Origin of the sequence: Robbsia sp. KACC 23696 (assembly GCF_039852015.1) — a bacterium.
Lineage (GTDB): Bacteria > Pseudomonadota > Gammaproteobacteria > Burkholderiales > Burkholderiaceae > Robbsia.
The window spans coordinates 1,954,412-1,971,916 of the sequence record NZ_CP156626.1 but is presented as its reverse complement, the minus strand read 5'-3'; the positions used below and the strand labels follow the sequence as shown (position 1 = coordinate 1,971,916).

15 protein-coding genes are annotated in these 17,505 nt (G+C 60.3%); 8 read left to right on the top strand and 7 right to left on the bottom strand.

The window, feature by feature from the left end; genetic code table 11:
* Nucleotides 1-82 precede the first annotated feature (82 nt).
* The gene (locus tag ABEG21_RS08280; RefSeq protein WP_347554190.1) at nucleotides 83-400 is read left to right on the top strand and encodes a hypothetical protein; all 318 of its coding nucleotides are present in this window, start codon (nucleotides 83-85) and stop codon (nucleotides 398-400) included.
* 68 nt (nucleotides 401-468) lie between these two features.
* On the opposite strand, the gene ABEG21_RS08275 is transcribed toward ABEG21_RS08280, so the two are convergent.
* Nucleotides 469-1,341 carry a LysR family transcriptional regulator gene (locus ABEG21_RS08275; RefSeq protein ID WP_347554189.1) on the bottom strand — a complete coding sequence of 291 codons (873 nt, stop codon included), beginning with the start codon at nucleotides 1,339-1,341 and terminating at the stop codon, nucleotides 469-471.
* A gap of 103 nt (nucleotides 1,342-1,444) precedes the next feature.
* On the opposite strand from ABEG21_RS08275, the gene ABEG21_RS08270 reads away from it, so the two are divergent.
* The 5 genes from ABEG21_RS08270 to ABEG21_RS08250 all read left to right on the top strand — a co-directional run bounded on the left by ABEG21_RS08270 (nucleotide 1,445) and on the right by ABEG21_RS08250 (nucleotide 7,405).
* Nucleotides 1,445-2,317 carry a CoA ester lyase gene (locus ABEG21_RS08270; protein ID WP_347554188.1) on the top strand — a complete coding sequence of 291 codons (873 nt, stop codon included), beginning with the start codon at nucleotides 1,445-1,447 and terminating at the stop codon, nucleotides 2,315-2,317.
* 78 nt (nucleotides 2,318-2,395) lie between these two features.
* Nucleotides 2,396-3,601 (top strand): CoA transferase, encoded by a 1,206-nt coding sequence (locus ABEG21_RS08265; protein WP_347554187.1) that lies wholly within the window; start codon nucleotides 2,396-2,398, stop codon nucleotides 3,599-3,601.
* Nucleotides 3,602-3,715: 114 nt separating this feature from the next.
* Complete coding sequence (locus ABEG21_RS08260) at nucleotides 3,716-4,537, top strand: amidohydrolase family protein (protein WP_347556678.1); 822 nt, start codon at nucleotides 3,716-3,718, stop codon at nucleotides 4,535-4,537.
* Nucleotides 4,538-4,632: 95 nt separating this feature from the next.
* A complete protein-coding gene (locus ABEG21_RS08255) occupies nucleotides 4,633-5,997 on the top strand; it encodes a TIGR00366 family protein (protein ID WP_347554186.1) in 1,365 nt (454 codons plus the stop codon).
* 22 nt (nucleotides 5,998-6,019) lie between these two features.
* A complete protein-coding gene (locus ABEG21_RS08250) occupies nucleotides 6,020-7,405 on the top strand; it encodes a 2-hydroxycarboxylate transporter family protein (RefSeq protein ID WP_347554185.1) in 1,386 nt (461 codons plus the stop codon).
* Between the two features lie 41 nt (nucleotides 7,406-7,446).
* Here the strand turns inward: ABEG21_RS08250 and ABEG21_RS08245 are convergent, their stop codons facing one another.
* A complete protein-coding gene (locus ABEG21_RS08245; protein ID WP_347554184.1) occupies nucleotides 7,447-8,361 on the bottom strand; it encodes a LysR family transcriptional regulator in 915 nt (304 codons plus the stop codon).
* Nucleotides 8,362-8,472: 111 nt separating this feature from the next.
* Between ABEG21_RS08245 and ABEG21_RS08240 the strand changes: the two genes are divergently transcribed.
* Nucleotides 8,473-9,246, top strand: coding sequence for an SDR family oxidoreductase (locus tag ABEG21_RS08240; RefSeq protein ID WP_347554183.1), 774 nt, complete (start codon nucleotides 8,473-8,475; stop codon nucleotides 9,244-9,246).
* 59 nt (nucleotides 9,247-9,305) lie between these two features.
* Here the strand turns inward: ABEG21_RS08240 and ABEG21_RS08235 are convergent, their stop codons facing one another.
* Nucleotides 9,306-10,379, bottom strand: coding sequence for an ABC transporter substrate-binding protein (locus tag ABEG21_RS08235; RefSeq protein WP_347554182.1), 1,074 nt, complete (start codon nucleotides 10,377-10,379; stop codon nucleotides 9,306-9,308).
* Nucleotides 10,380-11,098: 719 nt separating this feature from the next.
* Here ABEG21_RS08235 and ABEG21_RS08230 point away from each other — a divergent pair.
* Nucleotides 11,099-12,643 (top strand): methyl-accepting chemotaxis protein, encoded by a 1,545-nt coding sequence (locus tag ABEG21_RS08230; protein WP_347554181.1) that lies wholly within the window; start codon nucleotides 11,099-11,101, stop codon nucleotides 12,641-12,643.
* Between the two features lie 2 nt (nucleotides 12,644-12,645).
* Here the strand turns inward: ABEG21_RS08230 and ABEG21_RS08225 are convergent, their stop codons facing one another.
* The 4 genes from ABEG21_RS08225 to ABEG21_RS08210 are packed head-to-tail and all read right to left on the bottom strand — an operon-like array spanning nucleotide 12,646 to nucleotide 17,502.
* Nucleotides 12,646-13,896: an MFS transporter gene (locus ABEG21_RS08225; protein ID WP_347554180.1), complete on the bottom strand. Its 1,251-nt coding sequence runs from the start codon at nucleotides 13,894-13,896 to the stop codon at nucleotides 12,646-12,648.
* A 35-nt stretch (nucleotides 13,897-13,931) separates the two neighbouring features.
* Nucleotides 13,932-14,939: a porin gene (locus tag ABEG21_RS08220; protein ID WP_347554179.1), complete on the bottom strand. Its 1,008-nt coding sequence runs from the start codon at nucleotides 14,937-14,939 to the stop codon at nucleotides 13,932-13,934.
* Nucleotides 14,939-15,466 carry a carboxymuconolactone decarboxylase family protein gene (locus tag ABEG21_RS08215; RefSeq protein ID WP_347554178.1) on the bottom strand — a complete coding sequence of 176 codons (528 nt, stop codon included), beginning with the start codon at nucleotides 15,464-15,466 and terminating at the stop codon, nucleotides 14,939-14,941. The genes ABEG21_RS08220 and ABEG21_RS08215 overlap by 1 nt, the downstream gene beginning before the upstream one ends.
* A gap of 14 nt (nucleotides 15,467-15,480) precedes the next feature.
* On the bottom strand, nucleotides 15,481-17,502 hold the full coding sequence (locus tag ABEG21_RS08210) for a tripartite tricarboxylate transporter permease (protein WP_347554177.1): 2,022 nt from the start codon (nucleotides 17,500-17,502) through the stop codon (nucleotides 15,481-15,483).
* Nucleotides 17,503-17,505: the final 3 nt, after the last annotated feature.

Genomic DNA, 17,505 nt, shown 5'->3' with positions numbered 1-17,505 from the left:
CTGGCTATCTCAAAAAGTATTTGTTCCTTTCGCCGATGTAATGGTACATTACAGATCTTAATATTCCTTTCAGGGTTGAGAAATGGGGTTATCCGTAACAGTGCAGCGCGTCGGCTTGCTCGTGGCAGTGGCTGCCCTATCCGCTTGCGGCAGCGCACAATTGAATATGACGGAAATGCAGACGACGACCGCGAAGACGCTCGGGCTGGCATCGTCGGATGAAATCACCGTGACGAATGTCATTTACGAACAGAAGAACAGCTTGGGTGGCAGACAGATCTCGTACGACGCGACTACCGCTCGCGGCCGGCGCTTCACCTGCACTGCGTTCGTGATCCCGGGCCTTACGCCCTTGGATAAAGCGGCCTATTCGAACGGCGAATGCCACCCGAAGAAATAAAGATCTGTTTTATTGCAAGATAGAGAATGAATGCGGCCGAAACAGCGTGTGTTTCGGCCGCTGCGCTTTTACGTCTGCACCACCTTATCGGCACATTCCAGAAAGCCGCGGATGAGGCGTCCACGCGGCGAGGTTCGATGCCACAACACGCCGAAGCGGCGCGGTGGCGTAGCAATCGGTAGCGGCAGTTTCGCGACGTTCAAAGAGCGTGTCACCGGCGAGACGATGTCGGGTACCAACGAGACCCCCAAGCCCCGCTCCACCATCATCATGATGGCGACCAGGGAATTCAGTTCGAACAATTCCTGCGGCACGATCTTCACGCTGCGGAGATAGTCGTCTGCTTGCTTGCCGCCGCCAAGCGACCGGTCGTATCGGATGAAGGGCTCGCGGCGCAATAGATCGTGTGGGTCCTGATCCGCCAGGGCGCCGGGCGCCATGACGACGATCGCTTCCTCGCGCAGCAAATGCCAGTCATACGCCTTCGGTAGAGCGAAATCGGGGTGCAGGCAGACGGCGACATCCAAATCCCCGCGCTGTAGATCCTCATAGAGTTCCATCGACGTACCGGCGCGAATCAACACCTTCGCCTTCGGGAATGCGCCGGAGAAGCCGGCAAGCACGTCCGGCATCAGGCTCAGGAGCGCCGTCATGATCGTGCCGATTCGCAGCTCTCCTACCGGCTCGCCCTCCTGCGCGAATGCTTTTAGTGCAGCGAAGTCGCGCACCAAGTCGCGCGCACGCGCAATGACGCGATACCCGGCTTCCGTCGGCATCACCGTGCGACCTGAACGCACCAGCAAGTCCACGCCCATTTCCCGCTCCAAGGCCTGGACTTGCTGCGCAACCGCGGCGGGCGTCACGCCGATCCGTCTGGCCGCCTCCGCCATCGATCCGCAATCGACGACCAGCAACAGATTGGCTAGAAACGATACGTCCATGAAGATAGTTTTGCTTAATGTAAAAGGTAGAGGTGAATAGTTTATCTTATTAAGCGCAACATCTAGACTGTCTCTCATTAAAAACAAGAATGGATGCGGAGACATGAGAAGCAAGCTGTTCGTTCCTGCTTCGCGACCGGAGTTGTTCGCGAAAGCACGCGCCGGCGCGGCCGACGCGCTGTCCTTCGATCTCGAAGATGCGGTAAGCCCCGAACGCAAGCCGGAGGCGCGCGACAACTTACGCGCACTGCTCTCCCCCGATTCCGTTGCGACGAAAACGCAGACATGGATCGTGCGCGTCAATGCATTGGATACCGTGCATTTCGCAGCCGATATCGCGGCCGTCGTACGTCCCGGATTGGATCTGATCAATCTTCCCAAGGCAGAATCCGTCGACGATGTATTGCGCGTCATCGGTGCGCTGGAAGACGCTGAAGCACGCCACGATGTGCCCTCTCCGATTGGACTTCTGCTGAATATCGAGACGCCGCGATCGTTGCGCCTTGCTGCCCATTTGGCCGCCGCGCATCCGCGGGTCAAGGGCTTACAACTCGGGCTTGGCGATTTGTTCGAGCCGCTCGGTATCCGACGCGGCGTGACGGTGGCGATCCAGCAGGCGATGTTTGCCGTGCGTCTCGCTGCGGGCGAAGCCGGCATTTATGCCTACGACGGTGCCTTCGCCAATATCAAGGACACGGACGGCTATCGGGAAGAAGCACAACTCGCTCACGGTCTGGGCTTTCTCGGCAAGACCTGCATCCACCCCAGTCAGATTGCCATCGCGAACGATGTGTTCCGACCGTCCGACGACGACATCGCGCATGCGGTACGCGTGGTCGAGGCGGCGCATACCGCAGAAAAAAACGGCGTGGGCGCTTATGTGGTGGATGGCAGGATGATCGACCCGCCCTTCTTCAATCGGGCTCTGGCACTCGTTCGAGAAGCCGAAAGGCTTGGGCTGATCGATGCAAAGTAGCACGGCAGTTTTTCAGGATCGCGCGACGCGATGCCTGCAGCACCGACGTTTTTTATCAAGATTTTGAGGGAACAACAGATGGATACCACGCCGCAGGTCGACAACCGAGACACCGCCGGGCCGCTTTCCGGCGTGCGCGTGCTGGATCTGAGCGCCTATATCGCCGGGCCTTATGGTTGCACGCTACTCGCCGACCAGGGTGCCGAGGTCATCAAGATCGAACCGCCTACCGGCGATAATCTGCGCAAATATCCGTCGACGTTGGAAGCGGAAAGCCGTGCCTTTCTCGGCGTCAATCGCGGCAAACGCGGTCTGGTTCTCGATCTCAAACAAGCAGCCGCCTTGCAGGTGTTGATGGCGCTGGTCAAGACAGCCGACGTGCTGGTGCACAATTTCCGGCCCAGCGTCCCCGCTCGATTGGGTATCGCCTATGAACAGTTACGTGCGATCAACCCTCGGCTCGTCTACTGCGCGGTGACCGGCTATGGGGAAACCGGGCCGAATAAAGACAAGGCCGGTTACGATCAGGTCTTGCAAACGATGACCGGCATGTGCACCTTGCAAGGCAAGCAAGACGGTCCGCCGGAAGTCTTGTACGGCTCCGTCGTCGACTACTACGCCGCGTCATTGGTCGCGGCCGGCGTGTCGTCGGCGTTGTTCGCGCGTGAACGCAACGGCGTGGGTCAATACGTCGGCGTTTCCCTGCTGCGCAGTGCGCTGACAATGCAGTCGGCGCGGATGATCTGGGCCGAGAGCGAGGGCAAGGATGTCGGTCGCGACATGCGCTCCGGCGGCATCACCGGCATTCATCCGACGCGCGATGGCTATCTCTATATTTCGGCCAATACGCCCCACTTCTGGCAGGCGCTGTGCGAAAAGACCGGCCTCGATGTGCTTGCGAACGATGCGCGATACGACAGCGTGCGAAAACGCGCGCAGCACCGCGACGAAATCGTTCCGCTGCTGCATGAGGCGCTGTCCGCACGCAGTGCGCTCGAATGGGAACACTGCTTCGGTGAGGCCGTGCCCTGCGCCGCTGCCCGCAGTGTCGAAGACATGTTCGACGATGCGCAAGTGCTGGCCGAGGAAATGGTCACCACCTACGATTATCCCGGCGTGGGGCGGTATCGCGGCTTCCGGCAGCCGATCCGCTTCGGCGATATGCCCTCCGGGCAACCGCTCGCCGCACCGGCTTTCGGTCAGCACTCGACGGCGGTATTGCGAGAAGCCGGCTGGAGCGAAGACGACATTGCCGCCTTGCGCGAAACGCGGGCGGTCTTGTAGTCGCGCCGTTGCGATGGAAATACGATAACAGCGCCCAAGATGCGCGACCTAAAAAGGGAGACGACGGTGGACCCGCACCGGACTGAAAACGATGCGCCGACGCGGCCTGCCGCCATGCTCAACAGGGCGTGCGATGCGCATATGCATATCTATGATTCCCGCTTTCTACCGGACGGTATCGCGATGGCCGCGCACGGCAGCGCGGCGTCCGTATCGGACTACCGGCGGGTCCAGCGTGATCTAGGCACGCAGCGCACGGTGGTGGTGACACCGCGCGACTACGGCACCGATAACCGCGTCACGTTGGACGCCATCCAACAACTGGGCGTCGATCGGGCGCGCGGCGTTGCCGTGGTGCATCCCGATATCAGCAATGCGGCACTCGCGGCACTTCATGCAGGCGGCATTCGCGGTATCCGCTTCACCTTGTACACGCCGGCAAACGCGGCAGTGTCCTTCGATATGGTGGAACCGCTGTCGCATCGGATGGCCGATCTGGGCTGGCATGTGCAGTTGCATTGGCGAGCCGATCAGATCGTCGCGCATCGCGTGATGTTGAAGCGCCTGCCGTGCACGATCGTATTCGATCATATGGCGCGATTGCCGCAGCCTGCGGGCATTAAGCATCCGGCATTCGACATCGTCCGCGATCTGGCTGAAACCGGCCGCGTCTGGGTCAAGCTTTCGGGGCCGTATCTCGATTCGCTGACGGGCGCGGCCGATTCTTACGCCGATCGATGTGCGGTTGCAAAGGCCTGGATCGGCACGCTTCCCGAACGCGTCGTGTGGGGCAGCGACTGGCCGCACACGACCGAAACACAGAAGCCGGACGATGGCCGATTGCGCGCCCTCCTCGATACATGGGCGGACGACACGGCGCTTCGCGAACGCATTCTGGTACGGAATCCCGGCGTTCTGTACGACTTCCCTTTCTGAACAAATCCGGCATTCCACACAGAAAAAAAAGCGGCATAAACGGACGAGCGCGCGTAGAACGCGCCGCCCTCACTCGCATCTCAGGAGACAAAAAAATGAAGCAAGCGGCCGTTGCCCCGTCCGATCCTAAGACACGTTTCACCGAAGCGATCATCGGATTCTTCGAGCGTTGGATGCCCGATCCCTTTGTGCTGGCGATCCTGATCACCGCGATCGTCGCCGTGCTGTCGCTGGCGATCGCGCCGCATGCCACCTTGCCGCGTCTTTTCGGCGGTTGGTACAAGGGGTTTTTCGATATCCTGACGTTCGCGATCCAGATCACCTTGATCCTTGTGACCGGCCATGCGTTCGCGCATGCACCACCGGTGCAGCGCGTGTTCAAGGCGATCGTATCGATCGCCCGCACGCCGATTCAAGCCGCCGCATTGACCTTTGTCCTCGTGGCTGTCGCCTCCTTCTTCAACTGGGGTTTCGGCCTGGTGATCAGTGCGTTGTTGGCGCGTGAAGTGGCGAAGCGCATGCGCGTCGATTTCGCCTGGATCGTTGCCGCCGGTTTTTCAGGATGGGTAGTCTGGGCAAGCGGTATGTCGAGTTCGATCGCTCTTGCCCAAGCCACCGCGGGCAGTCCGATGAACGTCGTACAGAAGTTGACCGGCCAGGTGCTGCCACTCGGGAGCACCGTGTTCACGGTATTCAATCTCGTTCCGACGCTGCTTACGCTGGCAGTGATGCCTTTCGTGCTTGCCTGGCTCAAACCGTCGGACGAGAACGCCGTCGTACTGGACACGCAGAAACACCCGGAGCCGCCCCCTTGTCAGCGCCCGGTCGGCAAGCTCAGCTTTGCCCATTGGATCGAACACTCATGGATCGGCAGTGCGTTCATCGGCGTAGGCGGCATCGGCGTTTTTGTGATGGCGCAGTTTCAGCACTTGAATGTCTCCGGCGTCAACGCCGTGATATTTACGATGTTCATTGCCGGCGTGATCCTGCACGGTTCGCCGCTGGCCTATGGTGAAGCGGTCAAGAACGCCACAAAGCAGAGCGGTTCGATGTTGCTCCAGTATCCGCTTTACGGCGGCATCATGGGCATGATGGACGCGACCGGCTTGCCGGATGTCGTCTCGCATTTCTTCATCGCGATCTCGAACGCGCACACGCTGCCGTTCTGGAGCTATATCTGTTCGTTGATCGTGACGTTCTTCATTCCGAGCGGTGGCGGCCATTGGGCGGTACAAGGCCCCTTCGTGGTGCCGGCGGCGGTATCGCTGCATGCGTCCGTCCCCGCCACGACGATGGCGGTTGCGATGGGCGAGCAAGTCTCGAATATGTTGCAGCCCTTTTGGGCCGCGCCCGTCGTCGCCATGGCCGGCGTGGGTGTCCAACGCGTGCTCGGTTTCACGATGATGACGTTTCTTGTCAGCGCCGTCATTTACGGCGTCGCGTTGTTTGTGCTGGTCTAGAACGACAAACGGAGACGGTGCGATGAAACCCCTTGCAACAGATCATGCTGGTACGGAAGCCGCGCGCCTGCACGCAACATCCGCGGGCCGCCCCGCTGAGGCGACACGCTGGCGCCATCGGTGGTGGCGCCTGTTCGATATACGCATCGGCTCGCTACCGCTGCCGATCTATCTGCTATTGATCGGCATCCTGGCCGCGATGACGCTGCATGGCAAGCTGGCATCCGATCTCCCTACCGGCATTGCCTTGGTGGCCGTAGGCGGCTTTACCTGCGCCGAACTCGCGAAGCGGATTCCGTGGATTCGGCATATCGGTGCGACTTCGATTTTCGCCGCCTTCCTGCCGTCGATGCTGGTCTATTATCACTGGATGCCGGCGCCATTGACGAAGGCGATCACCGACTTCACGAAGTCGTCGAATTTTCTCTACCTGTTCATCGCAGCCATCATCGTCGGCAGTGTATTGAGTATGGACCGTCGTACGCTGATCAGCGGCTTCGCGCGTATTTTCATTCCGATCGCCGTCGGTTCCGTTGCCGCCGCCTGCGTCGGTACCGCAGTGGGCGTGGCGCTGGGCCTGGATCTCCGGCACGCCCTGTTCATGGTGGTCATTCCGATCATGGCCGGCGGCGTCGGCGAAGGCGCCTTGCCGCTGTCGGCCGGTTATGCGCACATCATGGGCGTCGAACAAGGGCCGATTTTTGCGCAGGCCTTGTCCGCGGTCATGCTCGGAAATATCGTGGCCATCTGCTGCGCCGGCGTGCTGAGCTATCTCGGAACGCACAAGCGGGCCTGGACGGGAAACGGACGCCTGACGATCGCATCGGCGCAGGATGAGGCACGTGAGGAATCGCCCTTCGAGGAGGCGTCCGCCGGCATCGATGTCACCGCACTTGCAGCGGCCGGCGCCACCGCGATCGCACTGTATCTGGCCGGCATGCTGTTGCAGCAGACGCTGGGCTGGCCGGCGCCGGTGATGATGTTGCTGTTCGTCGTCGCGGCGCAGATTTTCCATCTGGTTTCCCCGAGCGTTCGCGGCGGCGCGCGCGTCATGTATCGCTTTTTCTCGACCTCGGTAACCTACCCCTTGATGTTCGCCATCAGTGTGGCGATGACGCCGTGGGGCGAAATCGCCACGGCGTTTCATTGGACCAATATTCTGACTGCCGTGTCCACCGTGCTGACCTTGGTCGTCACCGGTTTCGTCGTTGCGCGATGGATCGGGATGTATCCGATCGAAGCGGCGATCGTCAACGCCACGCATAGCGGCTTGGGCGGGACGGGCGATGTCGCCATCTTGACCGCTGCGAATCGGATGGCGCTGATGCCGTTCGCTCAGATCGCAACGCGGATCGGCGGTGCGATAACGGTCATGCTTGCGCTCGCTGCGTTCGCATGGGTGCATTAGTACGCCGGAAACGGTAACGCCGTCCCGCCGCGATGGTGCGGCTAAGCCGACATTTGCGTCCGTACGACCTCGCTCAACCAATCGCCGAACAGACGGACTCTCGGCGGGAGGTTGCGACGGTGCGGGTAAAGCAGATAAATCGGCATGGGCTGGGCCCGATAGCCGGGGAGAATTTCTACCAGTACGCCGGATTTCAAATCCGCCGCGGCCGAAATGTAGGGTGTCTGCGTGATGCCATACCCGGCCCGACACGCCGCGTTGTAGGCGGCGCTATTGTCGACGGTCACGCGATGCCGCATTGGCACGCGGACGGTGCGTTCCGCATCTTGATAAACGAACTCGTCGGGGGGATCGGTCGGATTAGGCCGGTAGTTCACCAGGCTATGATGCGCCAGCGCGTCGACGTCATCCGGCTTGCCGTGTCGCGCGATATACCCGCTGCTCGCGACATTGATCAGCGCCAATTGCCCCAGCGGTCGACAAGCAACCGATTCGTCGACGATGCGCCCTACTCTGACCACGCAGTCATAGCCGTCGGCCACGACATCGACCCGCCGATCGGCGCTGTGTATGTCGATCTCCAAAGCCGGGTGCGACGCGGTGAAGGTGGGGAGCGCCGTCATGATGATGCCGGTTGCCATACCGAGTGGCAGCGCCACACTGAGCCGACCGCTCAACCCAGTGGTGCCGGTGTGAAACATCGTCGCGAGCTCCCCGAAGTCCTCGAGCAGTCGCTCGCTACGCTCAAGCAGTGCCTGGCCCTCATGCGTGAGCACGACGCGCCGGGTGGTTCTCTGCAGCAGCCGCACACCCAGCTGATCTTCCAGGCGTTTCACGGCGGTCGATGCGGTCGAACGCGGCACCGACAACTGCAGTGCCGCTGCAGTGAAACTGGATAAGCGGCTCACCAACGCGAAGATCCGCAAGTCGTCGATGCCAGGCTGGTGGTCGTTCATTGTATTGGTCGCGTTTTTCGACCAGTGATGTCGTGAATGCCCTCTTTATCACGGATATTTCGAATAGTAAAGTGCGTCGGAACCTACCCCACCATTGACGAGGAATCCGCCATGTCTGCTACTTCTACGACATCCCAGAAAATTGCCCTGATCACCGGTGGAAGCCGTGGCATCGGCCGCGACACGGTGTTGCGTCTCGCGCAACGCGGCATCGGCGTCATCTTGACGTACAACACCAACCGCGAAGAGGCCGAGAAAGTGTGCGCGTTGGCGCAGGCGGCCGGCGTCGATGCATTGGCGTTGCCGCTGGACGTGGCGAAAAGCGACACCTTCGGCGCCTTCGCCGCGCAGGTGCGCGAAGCATTGCAGACGATGAAGGCGGATCGCTTCGACTATCTCGTCAACAATGCCGGCACCTCCTCCACCGCGACGTTGTCGAACGGTACGGCGACGGAATTGGACCTGCAATTCGCCGTGCATTTCAAAGCGCCATTCTTGTTGACGCAGACCTTGCTGCCGCTGATCAACGACGGCGGCCGTATCGTCAACATTTCGTCGGGCTTGGCCCGTTTCGCGATGAATGGCCGCGCCATCTACGGACCGATGAAAGCGGCGGTGGAAGCGTTGACGCGTTATATGGCATTGGAACTCGGCCCGCGCCGGATCGCGGTCAACGTCGTGGCGCCCGGCGCGATCGCGACCGATTTCAGCGGGGGCGTGGTCCGCGACAACCCCGAAGTCAACAAAGCGGTTGCGGGCCACACGGCCCTCGGCCGCGCCGGCTTGCCCGGCGATGTGGGCCCGGTCATCGCCGCGCTGCTCTCGGATGACCTCGGATGGGTGAATGCACAGCGGATCGAAGTCGCCGGCGGCATGCTGATCTAAGCACGCATACCGGGAATGATCGCTGGCACGTGCGAGCGAGGCGACGTGATCGCCTTGCTTCAAGCCGTCTTGAACGGATCCGACGTCACACGCTGTGCAAACTTCTGCGCATTCAGGCCGTCGGAAAACACGCCGATGCTCTTCAAGTCTTGCGCATAGGCAGCGATCTGTCCCTGGAATACCGTGCCGATCTGCTGATCGTGATGCGCGTGCTCGCGAAGCATGGCCGTCAAATCGGCAACCGGGACCTTGGGCGCGTATTGCGAGAAGATCGCCGCGGCCTCGGCCGGTTGCTCTCCTACCACGCGACCGCCTTCGAGAATGCTTCGCACCAGCGCGTTTGCAATATAGGGTTCCTTACGCAGCAATTGACCCCGGATCCCTACGACGCAACAGGTGCGATGGGCGTATTGCCCCTGCATATTGTTCGCCACCTCGTGCAGATTATGCTGTTTGCGAAACTCCCAGGCGAGCGGATCGCCGCCACATATCGCACCGACTTCACCGCGCTGCAAGGCAACCGGCAACAGGTCGCCGGGGAAGGCGCGCCATGTGACATCGGCGTCGGGATTCAAACCCGCCTGCTGCAACAGGATCGAGAAAAAAGCCTTGTCCGGACTAGCGAGATCCGATGTACCGATGGTCTTCCCTTTCAGGTCGGATAGCGATTTCACGCCGCCGTTCTGCGCAGACAGCAGGCGCATGCAGCCGCCATGCAGGCCGGCCACCAACTTCACGTCGAAACCTTGATCCAAGGGCTTCAACCAGCGCAATGCCATGCCGACCGCACCGTCGGCTTTGCCGGTAGCGATCGATTCCAATAGCTGATCGGTCGAACCCGAGTAGTTCACGAAATCCACGTCGAGTCCGTAGCGCGCAAAGATCCCTTTCTTGATCGCGACCGGAATGGCCGCCGTGCAAATGGCGTTTTCATTCCAGGCCAGCGTTACCTTTCTTAAAGACGCGGGTCGCGGCGGCAAAGGGCCCAATTCGGGAAACGGTGCACCGGACATATCCATCCCCGCCATCTCGTTTGCGGCGAATACTCTGCCCGCCGTGACACTGAGTGCACCGGCCATTAGGGAAGCCAAGGTGCGACGGCGTGACAATAGCTTGTCGGTTTGAGTGGCCATGCCATCCCCTTCTTGTTCGCTTGGAGGTGAGTGAGATACGGCGCCCCCGCTGTCCCGATATAAGCGGCAAGGTCGACGCGCATCGCATTCTAAGATGCGGCTCCGCGACGCAACAACGAAGGAAATTGACTTACCTTATATAGGCGACAACATGCGGGGTGCGGCGACACGATTCTCCGACCGAGATTCACGACCGATCTTGATATGTCTCTTTTCTGCATGCGCGTGAAGAAATACCCGATCTTTCTGACGGATTTCGGCGTTATCGATACTGCCCATTCATCCCAATATTCATTAAAAAATCCAATTTAGGGTAAACCCTTATTCTTCAGCGTCTCGATGCCGTAACGTCAGCCGTCGATAAAAAGGTCGCTGAAGCGGCGATCATACAATCGCTTGATTCGAGGGCACTTCACTCTCGCCTGGCGTTTTGCAGCGGGACACTTAGGGGCGCGAGCATGCGGCCAGTCGATAAACAGAAGGCATAACAGGCATTGCATTTTGAATGACCAGGCGTTCTCTCATCGGCGTATTCCGACGTTCTATTGCCACAGCGATCACGTTTCAAAAAGCGCGGGGCAAGGAACAATAATGCAAGCGCCGATCGTCTAAGTGTAAACACTGACATGAAAGCGCGCGCCGCTATTTGATTATCCCATCCTGAAACTTTCCGTGTATTCGATACATTTCGCCCGCAGGGCGTAATGGAGACCTTCTCAATGTTCCGCCTTTCGTTCCGACAACGTTTATGGATGCCGCTCGTGCTCGGCATGCTGGCCTTGGTGATCCTCTCGGTTGCCAATGCGTTTCAGGTGCGCTCTGTTCGCCTGCATGAGCGCGAGTCGGCCTTGCGTCAGGACGTGGAAGTCGCCCGCGCCGCGGTGGATGCGGTGTACCAGCAAGTCAAAACGAATCAAATCGACGAAGCCGAAGCGCAGCGTCGGGCAAAAGACGTCATACGCACGCTTCACTACGGTGAAAACGGCTATTTCTCGGCGGTCGACGATAAGCTGATCATCGTCGCAAACGGCGCGTCGCGTAAGGTTGAGAATTCGGATGGCAGCACGATCCATGATCCGGACGGTGTCTATCTATGGCGCGCGGCAGCGCAAGTCGCGCAAGCGCAAGGGATTGGATTCGTCCACTACCGTTGGCCGCGTCCGGGCCAGAACGAACCGTTGCCGAAGCTGAGCGTCGCCGCCCAATTCGAACCGTGGCATTGGACCTTGATCACCGGCGTCTATATCGATGATCTGGATGCCGCCTTCCGACAATCGCTTTGGACATCACTGGGCGTGTTGGTTCTGATCGCCGCCTGCCTTTCCTCGGTCGTCTTCTTCATCAACCGCAGCTTGCTGCGCTCGCTCGGCGGTGATCCGCGCTACGCGGCATCCGTCGCGGCGATGATCGCGGACAATGATCTTTCCGGGACGGTGAACGTCGATGCCGGTGCGGACGATAGTCTGCTGGCATCGATCCGTACGATGAAGAGCCAGCTTACGCACTCGATGAGCCAGGTAAAACAGTCGGCACAGTCGATAGCAGTAGCGACCCGAGAAATCGCGGCGGGCAATCAGGATCTGTCGCAACGGACCGAGGAGCAGGCGGCTGCGTTGCAGGAATCCGTTGCGAGCATCGGCGAATTGATGGGGACCGTGGCCCGAAATGTGGAACACACGCGGCAAGCCGAAACCATCGCGGTGGAAGCGGCGAGAATCGCGCAGGAAGGCAATGTGGCGTTTGACGAGGTCGTCGGTACGATGACGGCGATCAGCACGTCGTCGGAGCAGATGCGACATTTCGTCGGGATGATCGAAGGGATTTCGTTCCAGACCAATATTCTCGCGCTGAATGCAGCGGTGGAAGCCGCCCGTGCCGGCGACTCCGGCCGCGGCTTTGCCGTGGTTGCTTCGGAAGTGCGCACGTTGGCACAGCGCTCCGCTTCTGCGTCGAAAGAAATTCGCGAGCTGATCGAAACATCGGGCGCACGCGTCGGTGACGCTAACAAGCGCGTTGCCTCGGCGGGAACCACGATGAACCAATTGAGTGCTGCCATTGCGCGCGTCAATCAAATCGTTGCGGACATCAGCTTCGCCTCTGATGAGCAGGCAAAGGGCCTTGCGCAAGTCAACGTCGCCATTGCACAAATGGATGAGGTCACGCAACAGAATGCGGCTTTGGTCGAGCAAGCGGCCGCTGCCGCCGCTTCCCTCTCGGCGCAGACCGACGATCTCCAGGCGGTCACCACCCCCTTCCGATTCTGATGTCACACGGGATGCACGTCATCCAGGGCGGTGCCGGAACGCTCGGGTAACAGCAGCGCCGCGGCGATCGCCGCGGCAAAAGCGACTAAAACCGTCAAGCCCATTGCATGGCCCAACGGCATGACGGTCGATAGCGTGCCGACCGCGGCGGGAAAGATGGCACCGATACCCCGGCCGCCTGTCACGCAGAACCCGGAGCCGTTTGCCCGCACGCGCGTTTCGAACAATTCGGCAAAGGTCGGAGACAGACCGGCGGCGAACCCACTCTGAAGCGTTCCGTGCAGGAAGATCAAAAGCAGTGTCGCCGACGCGTCGAGCCGCGCGAACAACAGCAAGCTGATGACGGCGGCCTCGCACAGGGCTATACCGATAAAAGTTGCCCGACGCCCGATCCGATCACTGGCAAAGCCACTGAGGAAGGGGCCTAACAAGGATCCCACGATCCCTGCCGCAAGATAGCCGGCCATCGACGCCGCGCTCAAATGAAGTTCCAGACGCAGATAGGCCGGCAGCCAGGCACTCATGCCGAAACCGGCGCCAAGCACTCCCGTTGCCAACAGCAGGCCCAGCGCGGTCGAGCGTCGGTAGCCGCTTTGAAAGATGCGCCAGACGGGTAGCGCGGCCGGTGCCGCGTGTTCGCGTTTCGTCGACGTCTCGAAAAGCCCGCTTTCCGGAACGCTCCGACGGATTAGCAAGACCAGGACGGCGGGCACGACCCCGATGACGAACATCACACGCCATCCCGAGGTCTGCGGAAAAAACTGGAAAACGATCGGCATCAGCGCTGTCGACATCGCATAGCCGACCGCAAAGCCGGATTGAACGGAGGCGGCCACGCGGCCGCGTAACGCGGGCCGCACCGCCTCGCTGATCAACACGCCGCCTACGGCGGCCTCGCCGCCATAACCGAGGCCTTGCAGGCCGCGTACCACCAGTAATTCGTGGAATCCGGAGGTCGCCGCAGCCAGAAGGCTGAAAGCCGCGACCCATAGGATCGTGCTTTTCAGCACGGTGATCCGTCCGATTCGGTCGGCCATGATACCGGCCGCCCACCCGCCGATCGCATTACCGATCAGGCCCGACGTTGCCAGGAGGCCGATCTGCGGTTTCGATAGGCCAAGCACTGCGATCAATACCGGCACCAGCAAGGCATACATCGTCGAGTCGAGCGAATCGAGCGTATAGCCGCCGAAGCAGGCCCAATAGGTCCGTCGTTCGATTGGTGTCAGTTCCGAATACCACCCTATCTTCATCAACCGCTCCTTCATTACGCGACTGCCGCTATGATTCAAAAGCTATGGTCGATTCCCACGGTGACGCCGATCTGACGTTGCGCATGATGTGGATTCAATGTCGCGTCCGTCACGTACGAACCGCGGTAGCGGGAGAAATCGGTTTCCGCATACAGCTTGGTCCGCTTGGAAAGCGAATGGATCACGCTGACGATACCCAGGTCGTGCGCGCCCCCGGTATTCGGCAGCCGCGTTTCATACGCCGCGCCGCCGATGCGTGTCGCCGCACTTATCGCGTACGTGATGCCGAACCAATAGTTTTCCGTTCTGACCGCCTGAGTTGTGAGGAGGCCGCTCTGGTTCTGATTCATGAAGCCACCCGCGAATCGCAATCCGCCCAGCACCGCTTGCGCGCCTAAAGCATAGTAGTCGTCGCTGAGATAGTTCGTGCCCACAAGCACGGTTCGGTGCGTGTAGACGGTGCCCAACTCGACGTTCGGCGTCTTGTAGCGGAGACCGACACTGCGCGCCGCGCCGCTATTGAAATCGCCGGCGACATTACCGAAGGCGTTTTCCATGCTGAACAGGAAGGGCCCTACGTCGACTTTATACTTCGCGTCATTGCTGTAATGGATGCCGTCGAGCGCCTGAGTCAGCGGCACGATGGTCGGATATTGCAGGTAGAAAGGATCGAGATCGAAGACGACGTCATGTGCCAGCGCCCATTGCCGGCCCAGTGTCAATGCGCCGTAAGGACCGCTTAATCCGATATAGGCCATCCGATTGAACAAGACCCCAGTGGTATTGTCCAACGCCCCGCTGGCGACACTGAATCCTTCTTCCAATTGGAAATTCGCCTTCCATCCGGCACCAAGATCTTCATGGCCCAAAAAGCCCACACGGCTGGATGATAACCAGCCATTGCTCTCCATGGTCGTCAATGCGCCGTGTCCGTCATTGCTATAGCGAATGCCACTGTCGGCAATCCCGTAAAGTGTCACGGACGACTGCGCCTGCGCGGCGCTGGCGATCAGTACGAGCCCCGCAATGCATGCCGCGCGCATCAATTTTTCGGTTCGAGCGCGTGGAAACTCATCGCCAACGATACCGACGTGAAATAGCCGATAGTGACGAGGAGTTCGGCAATGACGGCGCGACCCAGCGTGGCCTCGTAGCGCGCGAAGCGCGCGTCGTCGACCATTGCGCCGCCGAGGATATCGGCGACCGCATCGCATACGGCACCAAAGCGGTCGGCGCCGGCCGTCGGTCGTCGCTTTTCCAGGATCGCGTCCACCACCGGTTCCGGCACGCCCGCTTTCAAAGCGTGGCGACGGTGATTGGCAATGACGTACGGCGCGTTCCAGAAAACCGCCGTCGAAAGGATGGCCACTTCCGTTTCCGCTTCGCTTAGAACGGGCGAGTGATCGACGTGCGTGCCGATGATCTCCATGCCTGCGGCAAGATTCGGATTGTGTAGCCAGATATTGAATGGCGTCGGGATCCGTCCACGCCCTGCTCCCAAGCGGTCGATAACCGTCTTTTGTGCCGCGTCCGCGGACGCCGGGTCGATACGCGCGAGTCGCTTGTCCATTGTGCTCTCTCCTTTCAATGCCATGGAAGCCATTGGCCAAGGACGCTGCTCGGCCAGGGAATATGAATGATGCGATCGAAGATCCCATAAATGAAGGCGGTCACGCAGAACGCCAGGGTCAAGCTGACGCGCCACTTTTCGCCCCCCTCGATCCGCATATACGCGACGATCAGCAGCGGTATCGTCGGCACCAGACCGATCAATCCCATGCACGCAAGGAAAGCGAGAAACCAGCCGAAGAAACGGGCAGCGCGTGCGACGATGGTTTTGTTCGTCAACGTTTCGTCATGCACGCCGACGTCCATATGCACACCGCCCGCGCCTGCCATGCCCGCACTCCCGGCCGACAGGAAAACCTTGTTCAGCAAGCTGAGCGACGCGGCGAAGACCAGTACCGTTGCCACCACCGTCGGACCGATTCGTGCCATGAACAACCAGTCCTGCGAACTGACGAGCATGTAGGCGCCGATGCAGATGAAGAAGACATACGCCAGATCTTCCCGTTTCACCACGACCTTGCCGCTAGGACGCAGGCGTGCCATGCCGCCGGCACGCATCATCCGGAACAGCGGATTCAAGAAAATGACGGCGGCGAGGACCAGCAGCACGATGACGATCGGGCGCATCAACCAAGCGCTGTCGTAACGCATGAAGGAAATCGTCATATAGCGTTCCATCAGCGTGCCGAGCACCAGTCCCAGAATCAACGGCGGTCGTGCCCACTTCAAGCGCTTCATGCCCCAACCGACCAGGCCCGCGATCAACAGCACGAACAGATCGCCCCAGCTGCGCGATCCTTGGAACGCACCGACATAGATGATCGGCATGATGACGGGAAGGATCAGCGTGTAGCGCAAGGTGGAGACCTTGGCAAACTGACCGCTGAGCAAGAAGCACAGACCTGCACCGAAGATATTGGCGAGCGCGATCGACCAGACCATCGAATAGGTCACGTCGAGATGCTTCGTCAACATATCCGGGCCCGGGATGAAGCCATGCACCATCAGCGCGCCGAGCAGAATCGCCTGCGCCGCGCCGCCGGGCACGCCGAATGCCATCATCGGCACGAGGCTACCGCCCTCCCGTGCATTGTTGGCCGCCTCCGGTGCGATCACGCCGCGGACATCGCCGGTGGTGAAGGTGTCCTTCGCGCCCTTCGACGTCTGCATGGCATGCCCGTAGGCAATCCAGTCCGTCACGGCGCCCGTGATACCCGGGATCGCGCCGAGGAAGGCGCCCAATGCGCCGCAGCGCAATACCAAAAACCAGTTCCGCAATCCATCGATCACGCCTTGACGCATGCCCTGGCGCGAGGTGAACTGCACATTGTCGGCGATCGCGGTACGTTGAATCGACAGCTCGCATAACTCGGGCAAGGCAAAGATGCCGAGGATGATCGGCACGATCGGAATGTGATCTTGCAAGTACAGCAGATTGCCGGTCCAGCGCATCTGCCCGGTTTCGACATTGGTGCCCACCATGCCGATCAGGATGCCGAAGCAGGCGGCGACGATGCCACGCAACGGTGCATTACCGGAAAGCGATGCGACCATCGATATCCCGAAAATCGTCAGGCCGAGCATTTCGGGGGTGCCGATCGACAGCACGAACGGCCGTACCAGCGGCAAGGCGACTGCCAGGATGATCGCGCCGATCAGGCCGCCAAGCAGTGACGACGTATAGCAGGCGCTAAGGGCGCGCGACGCTTCACCCCGCTTCGTCATCGGCAGTCCGTCGAGAACGGTCGCCTGGGACGCCGCGTGACCCGGCACGCCGAATAGCACCGCCGGAATCACATCCGACGTCGTGATGACCGATGCCATCCCGAGCAGCATGGCGAAGGCGGCATAGGGATCCATCGTATAAGTGAACGGCACTAGCAGCGCGAAGCCGGTCAGACCGCCGATCCCCGGCAATAATCCGATCGCCAGCCCGATCACCACGCCGAATATCAGAAATCCCAGGCGATTGAGCGTAAGGATTATCGACAGTGCATGGCCAGCCGCATGCAGCGTCGCGTCGTTGAAGAGATGCATTGA